Genomic DNA, 21,649 nt, shown 5'->3' with positions numbered 1-21,649 from the left:
TGTCGCCATGAAAGATTAGGCTTCGATAGGCTTGCGCCAGTCGTCTGAGCCTGAAGTGCCTGCGTTGACGTGGTCCCACGTGATTTTGCGGTAAGACATCGACACCGTCAGGTTCTGCGTAAAGTCTGACTTCGCCGGGTCTTGGCAATGAGGCATCTCGCAGTGAATGTCCACAATCGAGGCGCTTTCCAGCTTGGTGGTAAAGAAGTTTTCTTGTTTACCTTCAATCGACGTGCGGTACCACTTCAGCTCAACCGTTGACATCTTCTCGCCTGACGCCAGTGCGTTATAAAGCAACGGCACCGCTTTGTTGAGCGCAACGGTGAATTTAAATGGCTTGTGCACACGTTGGCCTGATGGCTGACCTGACTGAGGGTCAGTTGGTACCGTTACATTGTGGTCAAACTGTTGTACCAGCATCTCGTCTTCGTGGCCTTCAACAAAAGCATCACCGATAGAATCCGCGGTGCAGGCACCGGCAGTAATCAAACCCTGAGTTTCACCTTCAATCGAGATATAACATGGCGTTGGCATAATCGCTCCTTTCTTATTAATGGAAGAGGCTTTCCAGTCGGTGCCTCTGTTCGCCATCCCATATAGCGAAATGCATGCCAGCTTTTTTAGCCCTAAAATTCAGTACTTTACTCTCCCATTGACCAATTTTTTGCACGCCACAAGCAAGTTTTTGCTCGGCGAGGCAAGAAGTTGCTTTGCCTGCTTAATTATCATTCTCCGTGGTCACCTTGGCGGAAGCTTCATTCAACGCTTCGTTTAGCTCAGCCACTTTCCAGCTCAAATGATTGAGACGTTCGGTCAGTACCATTAATTCGTTGTTTGCCTTTTCAAACTCACCTTGCTCAATCAACAGGGTGACGTAATCCGCACGACCATAAATAGGCGATAAACTGATCGCAAAATTTTCGAGTGAACGTGTTTGCTTTTGTAGCGCCCACCAACGATTTTGCTCGGCAAGTAGCGCGATATTCGCCATCTTGGTCCGTACCGCTCTGAATTTATCAATGTATTTATTAGTGCTTTCCAGTGCCTCTTCTCGCTGCGTGTTATAAGCACTTAACAATACGCTTGATGCTTCATGCTCTCCGTACAACGTCGTGAGCGCATTAAGGTGCTGCGCAGCCAACACTTTGGGCGTTTCAATAGATTGATCGAGTTCTGACTCAATAGCTTGTTGATACATAGCAACAAATGCATCTTGCCAACGTGTCAAAGAAGACGGGCTATATCGTTGAGTAAACTCTTTCAGTGCACGTTCAGAGTTCAAGCTAGGTTGAGGACTGTAGGTAATAAAGGGGGTTTGGAAATACGGAATATAAGGGTAAGCAAGCCAAATAATTACCACTAGGATCGCACCAAACGCGCAAGCGAATACGTTCTGGCGACGGCTTTTCTTGACCGTGATGGTAGGGTTTTCCTCCTCATCACGTTTCTGCTGTTTCACGGCACTGTGTAAACGGGTTTCTATCCGGTCTATGTGCTCAAATAAAACGTAAGCAAGCCCTTCATAATCGACAACATGATGAGGTTGCTGCCGCTCTAAAACATGAAAGAGCGAATCGCAAAGTCGTTCGCAGCGATAGAGGTCACGCAATGCCTGTTGATCGGGCTTGATTTGTTTTAATTCGCTTAACACGCGCGAATTCACCCAATCAAGGGCTTCTTTACGCGCACGCGCTCGTTTCTCATTGACCTCAGTTTCATTATTTAAACATGCAAGCAGCAACTCTAAACCATTGGCAAATTCTGCCAATCCGCTGGTTTTTAGTGCTGCAACGGTAAAATAGCCACTGAGTAATAAATCAATCCCCTTATCACGTGCCAAGGCTTGGCAAGAGTCCTTCACACATGCCCAATCTGTGCCGCCTGATAGCGGAGAATGACGCTTGTTAATTTGTTCCCTAACCGCGTCGTAACGTTCGTCATCACGAATGCTTGATGAATCGAGTGAAATCTTAAAGGGTTGGTTATCTATTGAGATAATAAAAGGCATGTTTGGCTTTCCTGATAATGCAGGGGCGAGTCCCCTCGCCCCATGATCAGTTAGTAAAGGTTGCGTGAGAGTTTAAAGGACTTAAACAAACGCTGAGTGAATGGGTTAGTCGCGGCTTGCGCATTAACGCGGTAAATCATTCCGCCACCATCAACGTTGAATTGATAATCAACAGATGTCGCACTTGCCGATACGACCGCACCTTGATCGAGAAGACGGAATAATGCCCACGGACCACGTATCACAACACTGCGTGGAGACAAATTGGTTTTTGTCGGTACCAACGTCAACTTCGATGTTGCCGAGTCTCGCAGTGTATTCGGCCAGATCAGCTCTATACTGTCTCGCGGGCCGTGGCTATAGGTCACATATTGCCCATCAATATTCAACACACTACGACGCTTATTACTGCTCAAGCGAAGAGGTTCAACGGAGAAGCTAACATCTAAGATACCTTTGCGGTTGAAGAATGCTTCTCGAATCTTTTGTGCTTGACGGATCTGAGCAAGCAAGTCTTGGCGGATCAATGAACCGTCAATGCCGCTGTTACCCACAGAGATGTTTTCATCAATAAACATCTTAAGCTGGTTGTTATAGAAGCTATCCAAAGTCCCACCCGGCGCAAAGAAGCTCTCAAAGTCACTGAGTGATGCATCTTTACTCGCCTGCGGATTGAACGGATATCGATTAGCCAGCTTTTGTTGATAAGGACGATAAACATCTTGATACCAGCGAACTTCAAGGTGTTGAATCGCCGCCTGTTTTACAACATGCCAACTTTCATCTGCCAGTTTGTCGACCATGCCATCCAGCGGTTCTGGTAGGCCTGTCGCAATACGTTTTAGCGTATAAATAGGATCGGTGTTTACCAGCTTCACACGCGCTTTAGTTGCATCGAGCGCGGCCGTGCCGACGTCAGGCGCATCCTGAATAGACTTAAGGTAGCTCTTGAGTTCTTGCACGGACGCCAGTACTTCACTCAAGTAGGCAGGCTTGTCATTGACCGCTTTAACAAGGCTATTTAAGTCAGAAAACGGCGCTTGGATCTGAGACGCGACGTTATATTTTGGATTCTCTGCAATCGCGTCCTGCGCGTCTTCATCCAATCCCAGCCCTGATGCAAGCTGAGTATTGGTTTCCAACGTACGCAATAGGCGCTGTAGCGGTCCAACGTGACCGGTAAAGTTATCCAATACAGTAACGGCATCGTTGATATCACTGAAGAATTTCACGTCAATCTCATTCAGTGCCGTTCGCCATGTATTGGTGTAATCCGCAACATAAAGATCGCGAATCTTGTTCCTTAGCGCTTTCTTATCTGCTTCACTAAACTCCGCAGTTTCGGCTTCACCGAGTACCCAACTGTCGATCAACGCGAGGTCAGAAACGGATTGCAGTTTTGGTACAAAATACTCTTCAAAGCCTTTTTTAGTCAGCATTTGTGGAATATACAGATTTTCGCTGTTAACTACTCGTTCTTCAAAAACCACATCAAAAACGGGCCCTACCGAATTACGCAAGTTCATTGGCGCACCGAGTACGGTCTGAGCGTCGAGTTTAAGATTACGATAAACACGTTGATCGGTTGGCATGGTGCGCAAATCAGCTTGCGCGCGCGCAATCGTCATATCATAAGGACGCATAACCCGTTCTGCGACCTCATCGCCTTGTCGGCGCGCATCCGTCAGATCGGTATGACGCATCGCATAATCTAAGTGTCCTAACAAACGTTCTTGGATAGTTTTTTGCCCGGCAAACTCTCGTTGCCATTGCTGACTAAAATAATCCATTACGTAATCATGATAGCGACCACTCTTATCCACCATCATGCGATACACTCGCAACGCCACGAGTCTTTCCTGATCCGTTGTTGCTTGGTTAAGATCAACCACAGTATCCGCCATCAGCAGGGGTAAGAAACGGCTCTTCAATAAGTTCAAGTACGTTTGTTCAACCTTAGGCCCAATTACATGTCCCTGATAGAGACCAAAGTCAGAGATATACTTCGGTTTATCTCGGAAAAAACCAAATTCCAACGTGGCTTGTCGGATCTGGTTCAGCGGTTTCAATACTTCTTGTTGCGATGCTCCTGCCGCATTACTCGGAAATTGCGTCTTATACTGGTCGACTTTTGTTAGCACCGCATCCGCATGCGCGACGTTGGCAAGATAATAGCGATGCCACGTCCCCGCGAGCAGCACGGTTGCAATTGAGCAAGTTAACACCGACATGCCGATGAGACGTCGCTTATGCTTCGCCACCCGGAAGTTATCAGACGCGAGTCCTGCTTCTGGATAAATAATGTTGCTGAAAAGCCGTTGCGTAAAATAAACGGTCGAGTTTTTCGACTTCTGCGCTCGGTTCACCGCATGCGAGAGCCCATAACGGCGAGAAGCCGCATCATCAAAGGCATTGGTTGGGACACCTTGTTGATATACCGATGTGAAATAGGCCCCTCGCACCAGTGCGGATGTCGAGAACTGATCGCTTGCCAACGCTTCGTTAAAGAAGGTGGCCAATATTTCTTTCAGCCCTGCAATTTGGCGTGAGAAGCTGTATATCGCTTTGCGATCCTCAAAGTCGAGCGGTGTTGCCAATGCGTGAGGCACGATCGCATTTACCCTGTCGATAAAGCCACTGTATGCCTCATCAAACTCTTTTAACCACGAGTCTAAGTCATCCACTGAGTTTAAAGAGAAAGTAAACCCAAGCACTTCATCGCGCTGCTGCTTCGAATAATGCTTAAAGAAGGGTTCAAACCCATACAGTAAGTCGAGCTTAGTTAAGGCAATATAAACAGGCAATCGCGTCGACAGGGTTTCCATCAACTCGCGCAACCTCGCACGCAGCAAGTTAGCGTAAGCTTTACGTTCAGACGCTGTCGCCGTCGCTAGGTGTGATGCGTCTAGCGTCAGCACGATGCCATTAAGTGGACGACGACTACGTGTTTGTTCCAGCCACTTAACAAAGTGTAACCACAGACGGCGCTCTAATTCACCGTCGTTATTTTCATCTTTGTTGCCCTGAGTGAGTAGCTCGCCATCAGGGTCAATCAATACCGATTCATCCCCTATCCACCAATCAAATGAATATGGGTTTTCGCTTTTTTGCCCAGAGGCTCGCATCACAGACGAAAACACGAAGTTCTGCCCAGAGCGATTAATAAGACTGGTTTTGCCGGCGTTTTCCAAGCCCAGCACTAAGTACCATGGAAGTGCGTAAAGGTGGTTTCGCTTGTTCAAGTTTTGCTTCATGTTCGCAACAACTTGATCAAGCTCAGACTGTTGGCGCTCTTCGTATACTTGGATAGGGTCTTCGCGTAGCCGCTCAGCGTGCTCTTGCTCCGCTTTGAAACCTTGTAGCTTACGCCATTGCCAAACACCCCAAATCGCCAACGCCCCGAGTGTAATAAAGCCACTGCAGATCGCACGCGCCGCGATAGATGCAAGAGGCTTTTGCTCACCGAGTGTTAGCCAAGGACCTGCCCACCATATGGCGACATTAACAAGGATAAATATCGCAACCAATAAAATAGGAAAAGCCGCAAGCATTCCAGGCTTCAGCTTTTTCGCTATTTTGAAAAGATGTTTCCACATGAATTTTCGCCCTTAATCACTCTGACGTTGTTTTGCGTTCAAGTTGTTCAACCAAGCTGGGCTCCCAGTCGGTGACACTCATGGTCTTAATTTCTTGGTTCAAGGTTTGATACTGCTCTTTTGCCATGCTGTTTAGCTGGTTCGCGTGCAAGAGGTCGGCCGAAAGCATACGCCAGTAAAAGTGGTCTCTTGGCTCGTTTGCTGCCTGTAGCCCATCGTTTAGCATGGAGAGTGCAACGGCAATTCCACCTTCTTTCGCCAAGGCAAGTGCCTCTTTCTTTTTCTCCTGCCAATCGCCACTGACTGACTGGCCCCCACCTCTCTGATTCGCGCTGCCACTGGCCAACCAGTCTTTCACTGCATCAGAAACAAAGGGCTCTCCACCTTTAAACTGCAAATCTTTCAGCCCAGGTAAGCGCTCTAAAAATTGCGCCACTTCGGATTGAATGGCATCGCACCAATTTTGATGGCCCAGTTTTTGGGCAATGGTGTAACTCATTAAGTGACCATCAAACCAATACGGTGCCATGGTCAAACTTTGCTCGACCTGACGCCATAAAGCTAAATCGGGATGGCGCATTTTATCTTGATAGTCTTTGACACGGTCTTGCTGCATACCTCGCAGCAGCGTTTCCCCACCGGGTTTATGGTCGGGCAAAGCAGTGATGCTGTACCAGACGGCGTAGCGCCTTAATCGAATCGCCAGCGCCACCCCATCGCCTTGTTCAGCTAAGAACGAAGCGACCTTAAGCAGTGTCTGTTTAGTGGCTTTATCACTGGAATGATCGACATCCACGGATGATGTTGTCGGCGTCGTGCTGGTGCGCGAAGGCGTTGGTTGCTCTTTCGCCACCTCGTTTACGCGCTGACGCTCTTCCGCTTTGCGCAGTTCTGACTTGATACTTCCAACCACACTGCCGACGAGGTCATTCGTCAGCCCATTGTCTTCAATCGCTTTTTCCCATGCCTCGATAGCCTGATTGAGCTGTTCTCTATCTTGCGCATCGAATTGGCCAAAGTCGGTTTTATCGACCGCCATAGAAAAGCGCTGAGCCATTTGGCTAAAGAACTTGCGCCGCGGTAGATTGCCGCGTTTGCCGGGCGCTGGATGGCTTTGCTCCCAATAGTTCGACATGAAGCTCGCCATCACATCAAACGAGAGGATGAATCTCGACGGAGACGGTTGGTGGTGCAGGCACTGCAACAGGTATGCAAGCAGCTTGATGTCTTTTGTTTTTTCCGACAGCAGTTTAAGAACGCTATGCTCAACCTCATCCCACTGCACATCGCCGTGAGACAAGGAGCCAACTTTCATCATTTGATCTTCAACAAAATCAAACAATGGATCGTCAACCAGTCGCTCTCCAACCGGGTTCGCCGCGTCAATAGGTTGCGCGATACAACGCTTGTACTCTTTTAATTCCATCTTTACCAACCGCAACGTTCGCGTAATGCATGTATGGTGTTATTTAGCGGCGCAGTATCAAAGCGAAGGCCGTCTACATATCGCGAGTTTGAACGAATAACCAGTTGATCTTGGCTAGAAAGTGATTTCATCAATCGAATAGCCGGAAGTCCCCGAGAAGACGATAACACTACACCTACATCATCACTTCTCCAGTACTGGGTTTGACCTTGAGGGAACGTCATCTTCACTCGGCCATCGTCAATCGGTTCCGGCAACATCAGTTCGATGCGACTGAGGTTGTCGATACAACTCAGCATCAGTACCGGTTGCTCGCTTGCTTTAAAGCGCGTTCTTACATTGTTTGCTTGAAGGGTAATCCAAGCGCTACTTCCGCGCCCTTCCCCTTGCTCCGTTAATGACCAAGTTTGAGGCGCTTTGGCATTCGCAGCATCCATCGCTCTTCGCCACTGCTGCGGCTTTTGGGTAGCGTGCTCTTCTGCCACGTCGCTTGCGGACAATTGCGTGTTAAAAACACGATCAAAACACGCTAAACGGTCGAGTCGGGAAGGCACAACGCGACATTGCTGAGCCTGCTCAAGTTGCTTAACAGAGGATATTTCTGCCGCAGTAGAAGAAAACGATGCACAGAGAAGTGTTACCGATGCGGCCATTGCTAAGGCGTGATTATGCGTATTCATGGCGCTTTTATCTCTAATTTTCGACATTTATAAGTCAATGTTCTTCTCGGGATACCTAAGCTTTCCGCCACTTTGGCGGTATCACCATCAAACTGCGACAACCTATCCGTAATAATGCGCTGTTCAAAATCCATCAATGCTTGTTTCAGGTCGCCAATCGACGCAGCGTCGATATTCAGCACGCGGCTCGATGTCGATAGCCCATTAGAGTCACAAACGGAGCGGACATCATCGGTTGCTGGAGCCGGGGCTGGGGAACTGCTTACCGACATATTCAAGCGCGCACCAAAGGTTGCCAGTTTTATCGCCTCGCCATTTGCCGTTTGCGCGCAGGCATACTCGATTAAATGTTTTAGCTCGCGCACGTTACCGGGGAAGCTATAGCCAAGTAGCGCATCCAACGCTTGGAAATGAATATCACGGATGCTAGTGCCATGTTGCCGATTAAACTGTTGAATAAAGTGGAAACATAGCTGCCGTATATCTTCCTTACGCTGCGCAAGTGCTGGTACATGTAGCGGGTATTGCAGTAAGCGATAATACAGATCTTGTCGAAACTCGCCTGCACGCACTTTTTCAAGTAGATGAACATGAGTAGCCGACACCAACCGGAAATCTGATTGTTGCTCTTGGTGTCCTCCGACAGGTCGAAATGTTCCAGACTCCAGTACCCTGAGTAACTTTGCTTGCAAGCTCATTGGCATATCGCCAATTTCATCCAAAAAGAGCGTGCCGCCATTCGCTTGTGAAATAAGCCCTTCTTTATGATTCACGGCACCAGAGAATGCTCCTTTCACATGCCCGAATAGTTCACTCTCGAGCAAGTGCTCCGGTATGGCCGCGCAATTGATAGGCACAAATGGCTGAGTATTTCGGCTTGATAGATCGTGAACCGCGCGCGCGACCAACTCTTTACCGCTTCCTGTCTCTCCTTGAACGAGCACAGAGAGATGCGATGACGCCGCATTAGCAATTTGGTCACGAAGACGCAGCATAGGTGCACTGTCACCGATAAGCGTGGCAGACAAGCTCGCTGCTTGCTTTTGCTGATGCGCCCTTTTTTCGATATCCGAAAGAGAGGCTCTTAACGCTCTACGACGGCTCTCCTCGCCTTCCATTTCACTAAGTAGAGACCACTGATTCACAAACACATCCACAAATTGACTGAAACCTGGGTCGTCGTGCCACAGCGAAGATAGAGCATCGCTATCTCCCACTAGACAAACAACAAGCTTTGTATTCGTGTCACGACGTACCAAAGGATAAATATTGACGGCTTCAAACAAACCAAGCTCACCGACAAATTCAGCGAACGCTCGATTTGATTGCCAATAAACAATATCTTCCGCACCTAAATGCATAGGGACGACATTTTGAAGAACATGAGCAAAGGGGGTGTCAAAATCCGTTACCGACCAAGACGTATCCAATGCGTGGCAGACAAGCTGTCTGCCATCGCAACTGGGTGTGAGTAGCATTCCTTCGCGTAGCTTGAGCTCACCAACAACGATTTGGATAAAGCGAGACTGTAGATCGACAGTCCGCCTTTCCTTCGCTAGGTCAGTCACATAAGCCAGCCAATTACGCATTCTTACTCAACCTCGCCTTTAAACTCACCCTCTTCGGCGTATAAACGCACATGAGAGATATCTGATTTCTCAGCCAGTTTGTTAAGCAGAGATAGCGAAACAGGAGGCAATAACTGACCTTCTATAATCGCTTCCAGCATACGTGCCCCATTTTCACTGCGAGTCGCGCGCTGCAATATCTCGTCAATCAGGCTTTCATGAATATCAACCGTTGCGCCATAACGCTGAGCAAATGTCTGTTCGAGGTGAGTGAGTTTACCTCGCACGATATCGGCGAGTACGTCCTGGCCTAGTGGCAAGTAAGGTACGACTTCCATACGTGCAAGCAGTGCCGGCTTAAAGAAAGCCGCAAGTTCTGGATACAAGGCATTATCAAGGTTCGCTTGATCATCAGCATGATCAACGATCGTTTGATAACCGAGGTTCGAGGTCAAAAAGAATACGGTGTTTTGACAGTCAATCACGCGGCCTTCGCCATCTGCCAGTTCACCCTTATCAAAGGCTTGATAGAAGATGTTCAATACTTCTGGGTGCGCTTTCTCGACTTCATCAAGCAGTACGACCGAATAAGGCATTTTACGAATCGCCTCAGTCAGTACACCACCCTCGCCATAGCCCACGTAGCCTGGGGGAGAGCCAATCAAACGTGAAACCGTGTGTTTCTCTTGGTACTCCGACATATTAATCGTGGTTAAAAACTGCTTACCACCGTAGAGCTGTTGAGCAAGCTGCACAACGGTTTCGGTTTTACCCACACCGCTTGGACCAACCAGTAAAAATGCGCCTTTCGGTCGGCCTGAACGACGCAGATCTGCACGTGCTGTCAGCAAGTGACGATGAACACGTTCGATGGCAATATCTTGCCCTTTGATCGCCTTTCCAAGCAGTGTTGTCAGGTTGGTGATCTTGTAAAGCTCATCACTGTTCATCTGATCAACAGGCACACCTGTCCAATCAGAAATCACTTCAGCGACTTGTTCCGCATCCACGTGCGGGTGCATAAGACGCTCATCATGAGGAATCGCGTCAAGTGCCGCATATTTTTCTGACAGCGTTTTCGCGAGTGCGTCATAATCACACGCTTCATCCGCATCGTCACTGACATCAGCACTATCTTTGTCTAACAGCTTGGCGCGTAAGGATACAATTTCTTCTACCAACTCGCGTTGCTCATTCCAGCGTGATGAGAGAAGACGCTTTTCTTCTTCATCCGCCTGCTCCAAGGTTTCCAATTCATCGAGACGTTCCGTGTCTACCGGCTGGCCAATAAACTCTGCGCGCTTCAGCATCTCGATTTCTTGTTGACGTTGGTGACAAAGCGTTTCAAGCAACGCTAAGCGCTTCGGTGGCGTCGTCATGTTAATAGCAATCCGAGCGCATGCCGTATCTAGCACATCAATGGCTTTATCGGGGAGCTGTCGTCCTGAAAGGTAGCGAGCAGAAAGCTCTGCAGCCGCTTTTAACGCGTCGTCAGCAATAATAACGCCGTGGGCTTTTTCATAGGCACTACCAAGACCACGCATAATATTGACCGCTTGATCAACAGAAGGCTCTTCCAATTTCACCAGTTGGAAACGACGAGTAAGTGCAGGATCTTTCTCGAAGTACTTTTTATATTCTTTCCAAGTCGTTGCAGCAATGGTACTTAACTCACCTCGCGCCAGTGCTGGCTTGAGCAAGTTTGCTGCGTCACTACCGCCTTCTTGGTTTCCTGAACCGATAAGCGTGTGCGCCTCATCGATAAAGAGAATGATTGGGTTGGGTGCAGTCTTGATGCCATCGATAACCCCTTTCAAGCGTTTTTCGAACTCACCCTTCACAGAGGCGCCAGCTTGAAGTAGGCCTAAATCTAAGCTGAATAACTCAACGTGCTTAAGTTTTTCCGGAACATTTCCGGCTGCAATGCGCAATGCCAGACCTTCGACCATCGCGCTTTTACCCACCCCTGCATCACCTACAACAATGGGGTTGTTCTTACGACGACGGCATAAAATATCAATCATCAGGTTAAGCTCTTCCTCTCGACATAAGACCGGGTCGAGCTCGCCATTTTTTGCTTGTGCCGTAATGTTTGAACAGTATTTGTATAACGGAGATTCATTGCCCTCGAGAGAAGGCGCATGTTTTTTCGCTGCCGCATTTGTATCAACCGCCGTTTCTGCGGAATCAGCCACAATCGCGTTAAAATGTTTCTTTAGACTTTCACGATTAATGCCATCCAACAGCTTGGCGGCTGGACGAGAAAGGTAACGATCGGCGCGGTTAAGTACGGCATAAAATACAATACCCGAGCGCAATTCCGATTGATCCAATTCAGTCGTCGACAGCAACCAAGCCTCTTGCAATACTTCAACCAGTAGTGGGGAAAAGGCAGGATACGTGTCTAGTGCTTTGTCACGCTCATAGCTCGAAGAAAGCGCCTGTTTTAGTGCTTCAACTTCAACGTTCGCTTGTTTTACGATCAAACGAACATCAGAAAGCGGATTGTCCAGTAACACTTCGATGAAGTGTTCAATCAATACTTCTGGATGTTGCCTTTCAATACAGAGCGAGGCTGCTTGCTCTAGGGCAAGTTTACTTTGCTCATTCAATTTTGAAATTAGTGTAGATAATTCAATTCGAATCACGGGGACACCTAGTTATCTAAATAAAATACGTTATTGGCTAAAGCAGTTGATTCAGCTGGCTTAGCACATTCTCAGACTTTTCATGGAGTAAGTACGAGTAACCCGCAAAAATACCTGCCCAAAGCACGACGAAACCAGCGAAGACTGCCCATAAAGGCACCTGCTTACTGAGCGCATAACGCGTGTTGACAACATGATCACTCGCGTCTGCCAAGGCTTTAGGTTGCTCATCATCAAGGACCAAATCATGTAACCTTTTGATCACTTTCTCGCGCTGAGCATGCCCGCCATCAATGACTCGATATTTGCCTTCAAAGCCCAGGCATAAGCAGTGGTAAATAAAGATCAACAGCGGCTGATACTTTTCAGGTTCGCTTTCAAGACGACCTAAAATGGTGAACACTTTTTCTCCACCCCAGGTCTCGTTGTGAAAACGGGACAGCATTGAGTGCTCAGCCCAACATGTCGATGCTCCCCATGCTGTTCCCATTACCGCTTCATCGAGAAACGTACAAAGAATGTAGCGATATGCCATCAGCACAGCATGCTCGAAACCTTGTTCCGATAGCTCGATTTCAATCGCTTTAATTTCTTCGATCGTTTGATGGTAAATCTGCTCAATATTGCTACAGCTTGAGAGTGAACGAACACGTAGCGCAAGACCAAACAGTGGCGTTGCTGCATCCACCAGCGCGTTTGGGTTATGGCCCCGTAATTGAAACCAATAGTCTTGGTCGCTATCTATTTTCTCAACATCATCAAACAAAAGATCGTTGAAAACACTGTCTTCGGTTGCCGCCATGATCAATCCCTTATTGCCCAGAACTGAATATCTAAATCATCAAATGCTGCTGCCACATGGAATGCAAACCCACTTGAGTTAGAAAGCATCGCCCATGCTGCACTTTCTTTATCCAGCTGATAGTAGGTGTATCCCGCATGGTAAGGCAGTTGCCGTGGCGCCACGGGTAATGGAATCAGTGGGATGCCAGGTAACTGAAGTGAAATAAGCTCCCGTATTTTTTCCACAGAAGACACTTTGGTTTGCTGAGTAAACAGCCGGCGCAACTCATCCAATGGCATGCGCGCTTTCACAGCAACGATGAACTCCGCCGAACCCATCAGCTGCGGATCCTGAATTGGCGCAACCATTAAGCCGTAATTACGCTTATCAAGCTGAATTGACACCGCTCGTGGCTCCAGTACAACACTGAGGCTTTGACGTAAATAACGAATCACCGGCCAAAAGGACTCGCTAGGCATATCGTGGTTGTAGGCCGGCAACGTCGGTGCCAAGCGGCTTTCATCGGTGAATGTTGCTAACTCACCACACACCGAGGACAAACATTCATACAAACGCTCTGGATGTAAGCTACCCAAGGATGCCAAATGCTTCATTTGTGGCTGCAAACGATTTAATGAATGCAACAACATAAAGTCCGAAACGTCCGCAACACCGCCTTGAGAAGGAGAACTGATACGTTGAGCGATATTTTTGGCACGTTCGTGCATCAATCCCGCCATTTCATTAATAAACCGATGCAATGTAGCGTTACCGGCAACATTAAAATGACAGGGAATAAAGTCAGGATCGAGAACGACACTTCCATCTGGACGCTTTTCTAAGATACGAGCAACCGGAATAGATGCATAAGCACTACGGTCCTCTTTTTCGAGCATCAGTTGCAAATGAATCGGAGAAACATCTAGCGTGGTTGTATCACCTTGAACACTATGGACATCGCGCACGTCAATACGGCGGCTTTCATAGCGCCCCGACCCTTTATCGTCGGGCCAGTTAACTTCCATGATCGATTCACTACGCAGCGGGACTGCGAGATAAATCAACTGGTTAGATAGGGAGCTATCTTCAATTTCCAAGGCATCCGGCATCACATCTTCCTGCGGAATACGAAACGCAGTGCCATCCGGCATAACCCCAACGGCTCGCTCAATCGCAATACGACCAAAAGCCAAGTATTCAGGGTTTAACGAAAGTTCCGATACGCCATACAAATACTTACTGACAGATGTCAATCTCTCTTCCAGTAAGTATTCGCTGTAGCGTTGCTGCTGTTGGAAGTGTTGTGGCTTAATAAAAAGCCCTTCACTCCATATCACCCGATTCCGTGCAAACATTAAATTTACTCTACCTTCTCTAATTTCACGTCGTAATCTTTGAAAAGCATTAGCAGGTGATATTGACGGCCTTTATTAAGCACCTTCACAGCCTTTTTCCATTCACCTAAGTTTGGCTCTGAAAAATGTGCCATCACACCAATGTAATTTGTGTCTTCATCTATTTTAAAGGCGTTAACGAACTTGAATTGTCCAGGGGTTAACACGTAATCGTAGTTATTAATAAAATTACTACTCAGTGCCCCTTTATAATCAGTACGCAACTGATCGAACCCTGCCGACATAAACATTGAGTCGTCTTCCAACTCAAAGATTTGCACCTCGATTGGGGCTGGATCACCCGCGATATTTGGGTTAACACCTGTATCGCTCACCAGACTGAAAGTCACCGTCGTGGGTTGCTCTTCAGGCTTGTATTCATCGGAAGAGCTACACGCCGTCAACAATAAAAGTGCACAGACAATACTCAGTTTTTTGATCACCGCTTTAGCCCTCCAATTGCTTTTCACGGATACGTTTGTCATAAACCTGCTCAAAAATTTCCCAGAACAGCTTTGAGAAACCTCGCTGGCGATTAGAAGTCAGCTCTTTGTAATAGTTACAATACATTTCCCACGCCCACGCTGATTCACCTTCAACCTGCTCATCGGTATTGCGGCGGCAGTGCTGGAAGCGACGCAGAAGAACGTCGGGAGAGAAAGCGTGTAAAATTTGGTCAAGCGCTTCCGATATCGCCTCTTGCGTCGCGTCGTTGTGATCTCTCACATTTTTTAAGCTTTCCGCGATCGCCGCTGGCGCAGATAAATGCACTAAGCTTTTGTCTGCGTCATACATGGTTCGGACGGTCTCTTCATACGTTAGGCCCAAACGAAGCGGGTTATCTTCAATAGGTTGCAAGTTGCGATTCATGGTACCGAAACGCCCCTCTGCGGCTTGTTCATGAAGCGCCAACAACCCTTTTAAGCATGCTTGCAATGACTGTCCCATCTCCTGTGAGAGGAAATGCATCTTCTGCATATCGTGGTCGTTCGTGACTCTCACGCCCAATCCATCCAGCATCGGCCCAGTCAGTAAATGTTGGCCATGATCATTATTAGACTGTGGTGGTGAAGTAGGCTCATGACTTAAGCTCTTCGCCACTTCTTGCTCCAACAACCCTAGTTCTTTTTCATCCATCGGTTTTCTCTCGCTCTGTTTCGTTTGATGCATCGTCTCAGGTGACATGACGCGATTCAGCGCTTCTTTTGCTTTCGATGCGTGAAATTCACGCTTTTGAGATTTCTTTTGCCCAAAGCCAAAAATACGCTTTAGTTTGACGGATGCCGACATGACATCTTCGCTATCTGCTTGCGGCGTAAACGAGGGCTTTCGTTCGACAATATTGTTTTTAGCTATCAATGAAGACTCAGCAAAGGTTTGTTGCTTCTGCTCTTTGTCTCCATTTAAGAGCCAGTTCGACGTTTGATTGTCTTTGTTTTGGGCGTCGAGCTCTTTTAACGGATCAATCGCTTGAGTGAGCTCGGGTTCTTCTTCGCCCGAATCAATCTCTTGACTAGGCCCATCGGCCAAAAGATCGTGTTGCTGCGTTTCAAATAAGGTGTCAACGTGCCCCCCATCAAACTCCGCGTCTTCGCCGGTAAGCACGCGAATTTGATAAGGACCGACTTGTATCTCGTCTTTGTGTGCCAACCGGGCTAACTGACCTTTCCCTAAAGGCATATGCGTGCCATTGACAAACGTTTCTCCACAGTCATCGCGCACACAAAATGCGCCATCAACAACAACGACTTCACAATGACGACCGCTCACACGACCCAATCGATCGGTTAACCGCCAATCAGCACTAAAGTCGGAGCCAATGACACCACCGGAGTCAACAAAACGGACCTGAGCTGACAAGCCAGATTCCAGCGCTTGCGCATTGGCGACAACTAGCGTTAATCCATGTTTATGTTCTGGAGCCATAACAATTATTGCCTTACTTGAATTAATACCCGCTTATCTCTTAAGTCATTCCCTAAGAATGATGTCCACCCCAATGCGATTTGTCCCCCCAGCTCAAACGCAGGGGTGTCTTCATCGGTCATCGAAAGCTCAAGATCAAACGCCATCTGTTCACGAAGAATAAATTCCACCAACTTGCAAAGTGGCTGATACTCTTTACCCAAAGGTAAAAAGTCGTTAAATCTGTCTCGCGTTAAGTCTTTAATACAAATGACAAACTTACCGTTACAGTCAAAAACAGACTCACCGATGACGGTATCTTCGCCTAACCGGCCATTCATGCATCCCAACGCCATTTGTTGCTCTTTGGCTATTTTGACTTTGCGCGTCACCCATTGACGAATCTCAACATTTTCAAGATCAAAACAATGGGCAATGATCCCAGCTACAACGGTTGGTGAACGACTCCGGCCCGCCAATGTGCCCGCGTATGCCAGCATCTTGCACCAATTGATTGGTGTTTCTCCGCGTAACTGCGGATCACCCAATCCAACCAGCGCAAACAACTGCGCTGAAAACTGATCTTCTGCCCCTGGTTGAAAGCGAATGTAATATCGATACTTGCGCCATATCCGGTAGACCAACGCAATCAAGCGATTGCTAAAAAAGTCGAGAAAGGGCCGTTTAATCCCTCCCGGTTCCTCATGAAGCAATTGCTCTGTGATAAAACCGGGTAAAGGGGACTGCGAGCCCGCAAGACCTAAAAAATTGGTGAGCATCACCGCATGACCATTCTGATCGTGCAACGACGCCACATCAGAAGCCGCAAACCCTAAGCTCGGGTTGGCACTAAAAACCAGTTTGCACTCTCGTTCCCAATCTTCTTGATCGGGATCAATGGCTCCATGCTTCTGTAGCAATGCCACTAATTGATAAAAATTGTAAGGCCGAACATCTGGCACTAAGTCAGTCATTGTGCGGCCATCTGTTTCATTTTTTATATCAGCGGCTGCATCCCGACTTTCGTCTGCCATGTATAAGTCTCGTTATTCGTTGTATTAATAACGGTCAGCTCATGGAAAGAGTTAATGCTCGCATACAGCGAGAAAAAATGGCTGAGCACCGTTCCAAACAGGTATAAGTCGCCCTCTGACCCAAACCCATCTTGATTTAAGTAAAGCGTTGATTTTAGGCCTCTCACTGGCATCCCTTTGAGAAGCTTGTCCATAGGCTTAGACTCAATTTTTTCAATGGCGTCTAGCCTTTTCTTACCTACTCGTTCGGCTTGTCTATCTACCAATGCCCTAAAATCATAAGCGGTTAAAACACAGCTCAGCGCATCTTTCGAGAGCAGCGATAAATAGTTCAATGACAGATTCGAGATCAACATCCACAATAAGCTGCCATCCAACACCGGGCGCAATGATTGCGTCGGGATGGTAATATTTTCGAATTCCGCAAACGGAGGCGATGTATCTGTGGGTTCACAGATATCGCCGACTCCCAGATCAAGAGGTAATTGTCGATTCGTACACGTCAGCTTCACTGACACCGCTTCGTCGACACCAATCGAGTCCGATTCATCCCCTCGTATAAAGGAGATAAAAGACTCAAATCCATCACCTCTAATACTGTCTTTAACACGTGCTCGGTAATAAAGCGTTTCTCGGTTTCTGACACGTTCTACTTCGTGTTGAAAACTTTCAAACGGGGTATAAACACGCTTTTGCCCACGTACCGGTTTCCCATCAACCAATCTATCTTGACGCCCGGTCACACTATCAATGCTAAATACTTCATAATGTGAGGGCTTACGACTCGACGGAATCACTTTGTACTCGGTATTTCTACCGCTCAAATCTATCGGGTCGGCATCATGGCTAAATAAATTGATAACAGGCGTGCAGAACAGCTGAAAACTGTCCTGTCTAACACGAACGTCGGCGGGTAACGTTTTCGACAAGTGCAACTGAATAGAGAACTGCCCATAAACATTTTGGGGTAATGCTTTATCTAGCCCACTTATATCAAAAAAGTGAAACGCTTCAGGAAAAGACAAATATTCCTGCAGGATCCGATAACCATCGTAAACATTTTGCGGATACGGAAGTAGGCTGTCTCCGGGATTAAACCCCACTGTCTGAAACGTATCTCGTGGTAAAGAAAACCGAGTGCCGTCCACGCTAACGGTCACTTTCTCTAGATAGTGATTGAGCCACAGATAAATCATCTGAGCACTATAATTGTCACCACCGATATAAAAACGTAGCGAATCAATCCCTGCATCACTGGCAGACATATCGCCATCTAGCATCATTTGGAGCTGGATGGTCGTCGCTTCACGTGTATGCTCTGCGTGCACTTTTTCGCATTTCAATGGATAAAGCTCGACATCGCGACAAGTCTGAAAACGACACTGAGTACCCATCACAGCAATACTGTCTAGCTCTGTCCCTTGGCCAATCACCTGTTTTTCACTCACGCTTCGATCGGGCGAAAATTGGGTGATGCACATGCTAGGAACAGGGCGCAAGTAATTAGGCCATAGCATATTGATAATGCTATGGGTTAGTTCGGGAAAGTCATCTTCAACTTTTTCACGCAGTTTGCCTGTGAGAAAAGCAAAGCCTTCTAATAACCGCTCTACATCAGGATCCGTATGTCTCCCATGTAAAAATCGAGATAACTGAGGATGGATCTCAGTAAAAGCTTTACCTTGCTCTTTAAGAAACGCGAGTTCTTCACGAAAATACTTATCTTGCGTCATAGCAATTACAACACCCGATACTGGCGATTTTGATCCAACAACAAACTTAACTGCACTTTTTCATGGAGTGCTTCACTGTTAACCGTTGCGATGATATTGAATCGTAGCGTCAATGGTGAATGTTCGTCGTAATCAGAACTCACTAATATATTAGTTAACCGCGGCTCGTAGGTTTCCAGACACTGTTTAATCGCTAGCTTCACACGCAATGAAAGGTCTAAGCTTTCAAGCGTCGCGTCGTTGAAATCTATCAGTCCAAGTCCTGGAGAGCTTTGTGCTCCGCCCGTACGCGTGTTCAATACATTAGCGATGTTCTTTTTTATCGAATTAACGACATCCCGAGTTTCTGGACCTTGGGTAATCGACACAGGCTTAGCGCCGGCTTCCAAGCGCTCAAGGAAGCCGACACCAAATACACTGTCTTCTAGTGCGATGTATGACATGATTACTGATCAAGCCTACCAACAAGAGACAGTTCAAAGTTCGCGCCCATATATTTGAAGTGAGGACGCACCGCAAGAGAAACCTGATACCAACCTGGATTCCCCTCAACATCAGCCACTTCAATTTTTGCGGCACGAAGAGGACGACGGCTACGTACATCTGCAGGCGGGTTCTCTTGATCGGCGACATATTGCTTCAACCAAGTATTCAGCTCACGCTCCAAATCTTGACGCTCTTTCCAAGAGCCGATCTGCTCGCGCTGTAGCACTTTAATATAGTGCGCTAAACGGTTGATAATCATCATGTATGGCAGCTGAGTACCCAGTTTGTAGTTCGTCTCTGCTTCCTTGCCTTCTTTGGTATTTGGGAACACCTTCGGCTTTTGAATCGAGTTTGCAGAGAAAAATGCAGCATTGTCGCTACCCTTACGCATGGTTAGGGCGATAAAGCCTTCTTCTGCCAGTTCAAACTCTTTGCGATCGGTGATCAGAACTTCGGTTGGGATCTTGCTCTGTAGCGCGCCCATTGACTCATAAACGTGAACCGGTAGGTCTTCAACCGCACCGCCACTTTGAGGACCGATGATGTTTGGACACCAGCGGTATTTTGCAAAGCTATCAGTCAGACGAGTTGCAAAGGCGAACGCAGTGTTACCCCAAAGGTAGTGCTCATGAGACTGACTCACATTTTCATGATAGACAAATGATTTAATAGGGTTTTCAGTCGGGTCATAAGGAACACGCAATAAGAAGCGAGGCGCGGTTAGACCCAGGTAACGCGCGTCTTCAGACTCACGGAGCGCACGCCATTTAGTATACTTTGGACTTTCAAAGATAGACTTCACATCTTTGATGTTAGGTAGCTCTTCAAAAGACTCAATACCAAAAAACTCAGGGCCTACACTCGAGATAAATGGTGCATGGGCCATAGCGCCCAACGCGCCCATGTATTGAAGCAGCTTCATATCTGGCGTCGACGGTGTAAAGGCATAGTTACCAATAATGGCACCAGTCGGTTCACCGCCGAATTGTCCATAACCAGATGAATAGACGTGTTTATAAAGGCCTGACTGTGTCGTTTCCGGCGCAAACTCAAAGTCGTCTAACAGTTCTTCTTTGGTCACATGAAGAATGTCGACTTTATTGTTCTCACGAAAGTCAGTGCGGTCGACAAAAAGCTTCAAACCGCGCCACGCCGACTCCATTTGTTGAAATGAGTCTTCGTGAAGAATTTCATCCATTTGCGCACTGATTTTCTTGTCGAGCTCGACGAGCATTTGGTCGACCAGCGACTTATTAACAGGCTCTTTGGTTTGATCGTTGCCAATCAGATTTTCAATAAATGCCGCAACACCTTTTTTTGCAACATCATAACCTTCTTCGCTTGGTGCGATGCGGGTTTGAGCCATGATCTCGTCAAGTAAGCCGCCTTCTTTGACTTCTGGCGACTCTAACACCGATTCATTTGTTGACATGTTTTATTTTCCTAGCGCTTAGTTAGTTGAAACTTATCCAATTACTCTTTAGAAGTATCTTCATCGCCGCTGACAATATTCAATTCAGCGAGAAGCTTCTCTCGAGAGTCTTCTGAATTAAGGAGATCTTGTAGTCGCTCTCTAAACGCTGGGATATTGCCGAGAGGGCCTTTAAGAGCAACCAATGCTTCACGAAGCTCGATCAGTTTCTTTAGCTCTGGGACTTGTGCAGCAACTGCATCGGGAGAGAAATCCGACAAAGACTTAAACGCGAGTTCAACAGGTAACTCCGCATCTTCGTCATCAGTTAACTTGTTTTTAACAGTGGTGGAAATACGCAAGTCGCTTTCGCGCATCACGTCTTCAAAATTGTTTTTGTCAACCGAGACAGTCGAGCGATCTTCAACGGGTGTATCTTCTGTTTGACCTTTAAAGTCGCCAACCACTAATGTTTTTAGAGGCAATTCGACTTCAGCTTGCTGATCACCTGTCGCCGGTACGTATTTGATATTTATACGCTCTTTTGGCGCAACACTTCCTTCTTTGGACACTTTGAACCCTCGATACCTTCACCAAAAAGACAACATGGCTCAGTGCCTCTCAGTCTGCACCGGCCAATGTTAACACTGTGTTACTGCTGAAAGGTGTTATCTACTACCTATCAACGGCGACTCAGCATACCGAACAGAAAGTTAGACATTAATTAAAGATCATCAAGCTTGGAGCAATGCCTCAAGTTTTATTTTTTTATAGGAAAAAGAACATTGATATAACAAATTGACATTTCTCTGACTTACCAAATTGTTTCAAATAAGTTAGCGAGTAAATACTCTATATTAAAATCAACAATTTAGCATTAGTTAATAATGACAAATGTATAAAATCAGACACTTTTTGTGGGTATTTACCAGTGTTATTTCCATCGCGAAGGCAGGAATACTGGGCAGGAGGAGTG

16 protein-coding genes are annotated in these 21,649 nt (G+C 47.1%); all 16 read right to left on the bottom strand.

Features of this window, described 5'->3' with window-relative positions; genetic code table 11:
* Positions 1-15: 15 nt before the first annotated feature.
* The 16 genes from hcp-2 to tssB all read right to left on the bottom strand — a co-directional run bounded on the left by hcp-2 (position 16) and on the right by tssB (position 21,245).
* Positions 16-534 (bottom strand): type VI secretion system effector Hcp-2, encoded by a 519-nt coding sequence (hcp-2, locus tag N7E60_RS15610; RefSeq protein ID WP_069590456.1) that lies wholly within the window; start codon positions 532-534, stop codon positions 16-18.
* A 184-nt stretch (positions 535-718) separates the two neighbouring features.
* Positions 719-2,008: a type VI secretion system ImpA family N-terminal domain-containing protein gene (locus tag N7E60_RS15605; RefSeq protein WP_269599009.1), complete on the bottom strand. Its 1,290-nt coding sequence runs from the start codon at positions 2,006-2,008 to the stop codon at positions 719-721.
* A gap of 50 nt (positions 2,009-2,058) precedes the next feature.
* Entirely contained in the window at positions 2,059-5,604 is a 3,546-nt protein-coding gene (tssM, locus tag N7E60_RS15600; protein WP_456300289.1) for a type VI secretion system membrane subunit TssM, read from the bottom strand.
* A gap of 16 nt (positions 5,605-5,620) precedes the next feature.
* Positions 5,621-7,030, bottom strand: a complete 1,410-nt coding sequence (gene tssA, locus N7E60_RS15595; RefSeq protein WP_269599008.1) for a type VI secretion system protein TssA — start codon at positions 7,028-7,030, stop codon at positions 5,621-5,623.
* Positions 7,031-7,032: 2 nt separating this feature from the next.
* Positions 7,033-7,710, bottom strand: coding sequence for a type VI secretion system-associated protein VasI (gene vasI / locus N7E60_RS15590; protein ID WP_269599007.1), 678 nt, complete (start codon positions 7,708-7,710; stop codon positions 7,033-7,035).
* Entirely contained in the window at positions 7,707-9,299 is a 1,593-nt protein-coding gene (locus N7E60_RS15585; protein WP_269599006.1) for a sigma-54 interaction domain-containing protein, read from the bottom strand. Before N7E60_RS15585 ends, vasI begins: the two co-directional genes overlap by 4 nt.
* Before the next feature lie 2 nt (positions 9,300-9,301).
* Positions 9,302-11,926, bottom strand: coding sequence for a type VI secretion system ATPase TssH (gene tssH / locus N7E60_RS15580; protein WP_269599005.1), 2,625 nt, complete (start codon positions 11,924-11,926; stop codon positions 9,302-9,304).
* 37 nt (positions 11,927-11,963) lie between these two features.
* A complete protein-coding gene (gene icmH / locus N7E60_RS15575) occupies positions 11,964-12,728 on the bottom strand; it encodes a type IVB secretion system protein IcmH/DotU (protein WP_069586837.1) in 765 nt (254 codons plus the stop codon).
* A 2-nt stretch (positions 12,729-12,730) separates the two neighbouring features.
* Positions 12,731-14,065 carry a type VI secretion system baseplate subunit TssK gene (tssK, locus tag N7E60_RS15570; protein ID WP_269599004.1) on the bottom strand — a complete coding sequence of 445 codons (1,335 nt, stop codon included), beginning with the start codon at positions 14,063-14,065 and terminating at the stop codon, positions 12,731-12,733.
* Positions 14,066-14,070: 5 nt separating this feature from the next.
* Positions 14,071-14,544, bottom strand: coding sequence for a type VI secretion system lipoprotein TssJ (gene tssJ / locus N7E60_RS15565; RefSeq protein WP_371414254.1), 474 nt, complete (start codon positions 14,542-14,544; stop codon positions 14,071-14,073).
* 7 nt (positions 14,545-14,551) lie between these two features.
* Positions 14,552-16,030 carry a type VI secretion system-associated FHA domain protein TagH gene (gene tagH, locus N7E60_RS15560; RefSeq protein WP_269599003.1) on the bottom strand — a complete coding sequence of 493 codons (1,479 nt, stop codon included), beginning with the start codon at positions 16,028-16,030 and terminating at the stop codon, positions 14,552-14,554.
* A 5-nt stretch (positions 16,031-16,035) separates the two neighbouring features.
* On the bottom strand, positions 16,036-17,043 hold the full coding sequence (gene tssG / locus N7E60_RS15555; protein WP_408642356.1) for a type VI secretion system baseplate subunit TssG: 1,008 nt from the start codon (positions 17,041-17,043) through the stop codon (positions 16,036-16,038).
* Complete coding sequence (gene tssF / locus N7E60_RS15550; protein WP_077675730.1) at positions 17,007-18,776, bottom strand: type VI secretion system baseplate subunit TssF; 1,770 nt, start codon at positions 18,774-18,776, stop codon at positions 17,007-17,009. The genes tssG and tssF overlap by 37 nt, the downstream gene beginning before the upstream one ends.
* A 5-nt stretch (positions 18,777-18,781) precedes the next feature.
* Entirely contained in the window at positions 18,782-19,219 is a 438-nt protein-coding gene (tssE, locus tag N7E60_RS15545; RefSeq protein ID WP_269599002.1) for a type VI secretion system baseplate subunit TssE, read from the bottom strand.
* A 2-nt stretch (positions 19,220-19,221) separates the two neighbouring features.
* Positions 19,222-20,694, bottom strand: coding sequence for a type VI secretion system contractile sheath large subunit (tssC, locus tag N7E60_RS15540; protein WP_077458386.1), 1,473 nt, complete (start codon positions 20,692-20,694; stop codon positions 19,222-19,224).
* 41 nt (positions 20,695-20,735) lie between these two features.
* A complete protein-coding gene (gene tssB, locus N7E60_RS15535; RefSeq protein ID WP_077640031.1) occupies positions 20,736-21,245 on the bottom strand; it encodes a type VI secretion system contractile sheath small subunit in 510 nt (169 codons plus the stop codon).
* Between the last annotated feature and the right edge of the window lie 404 nt (positions 21,246-21,649).

Origin of the sequence: Salinivibrio proteolyticus, from assembly GCF_027286365.1 — a bacterium.
Lineage (GTDB): Bacteria > Pseudomonadota > Gammaproteobacteria > Enterobacterales > Vibrionaceae > Salinivibrio > Salinivibrio proteolyticus.
This window is presented reverse-complemented; position numbering and strand designations above follow the sequence as displayed.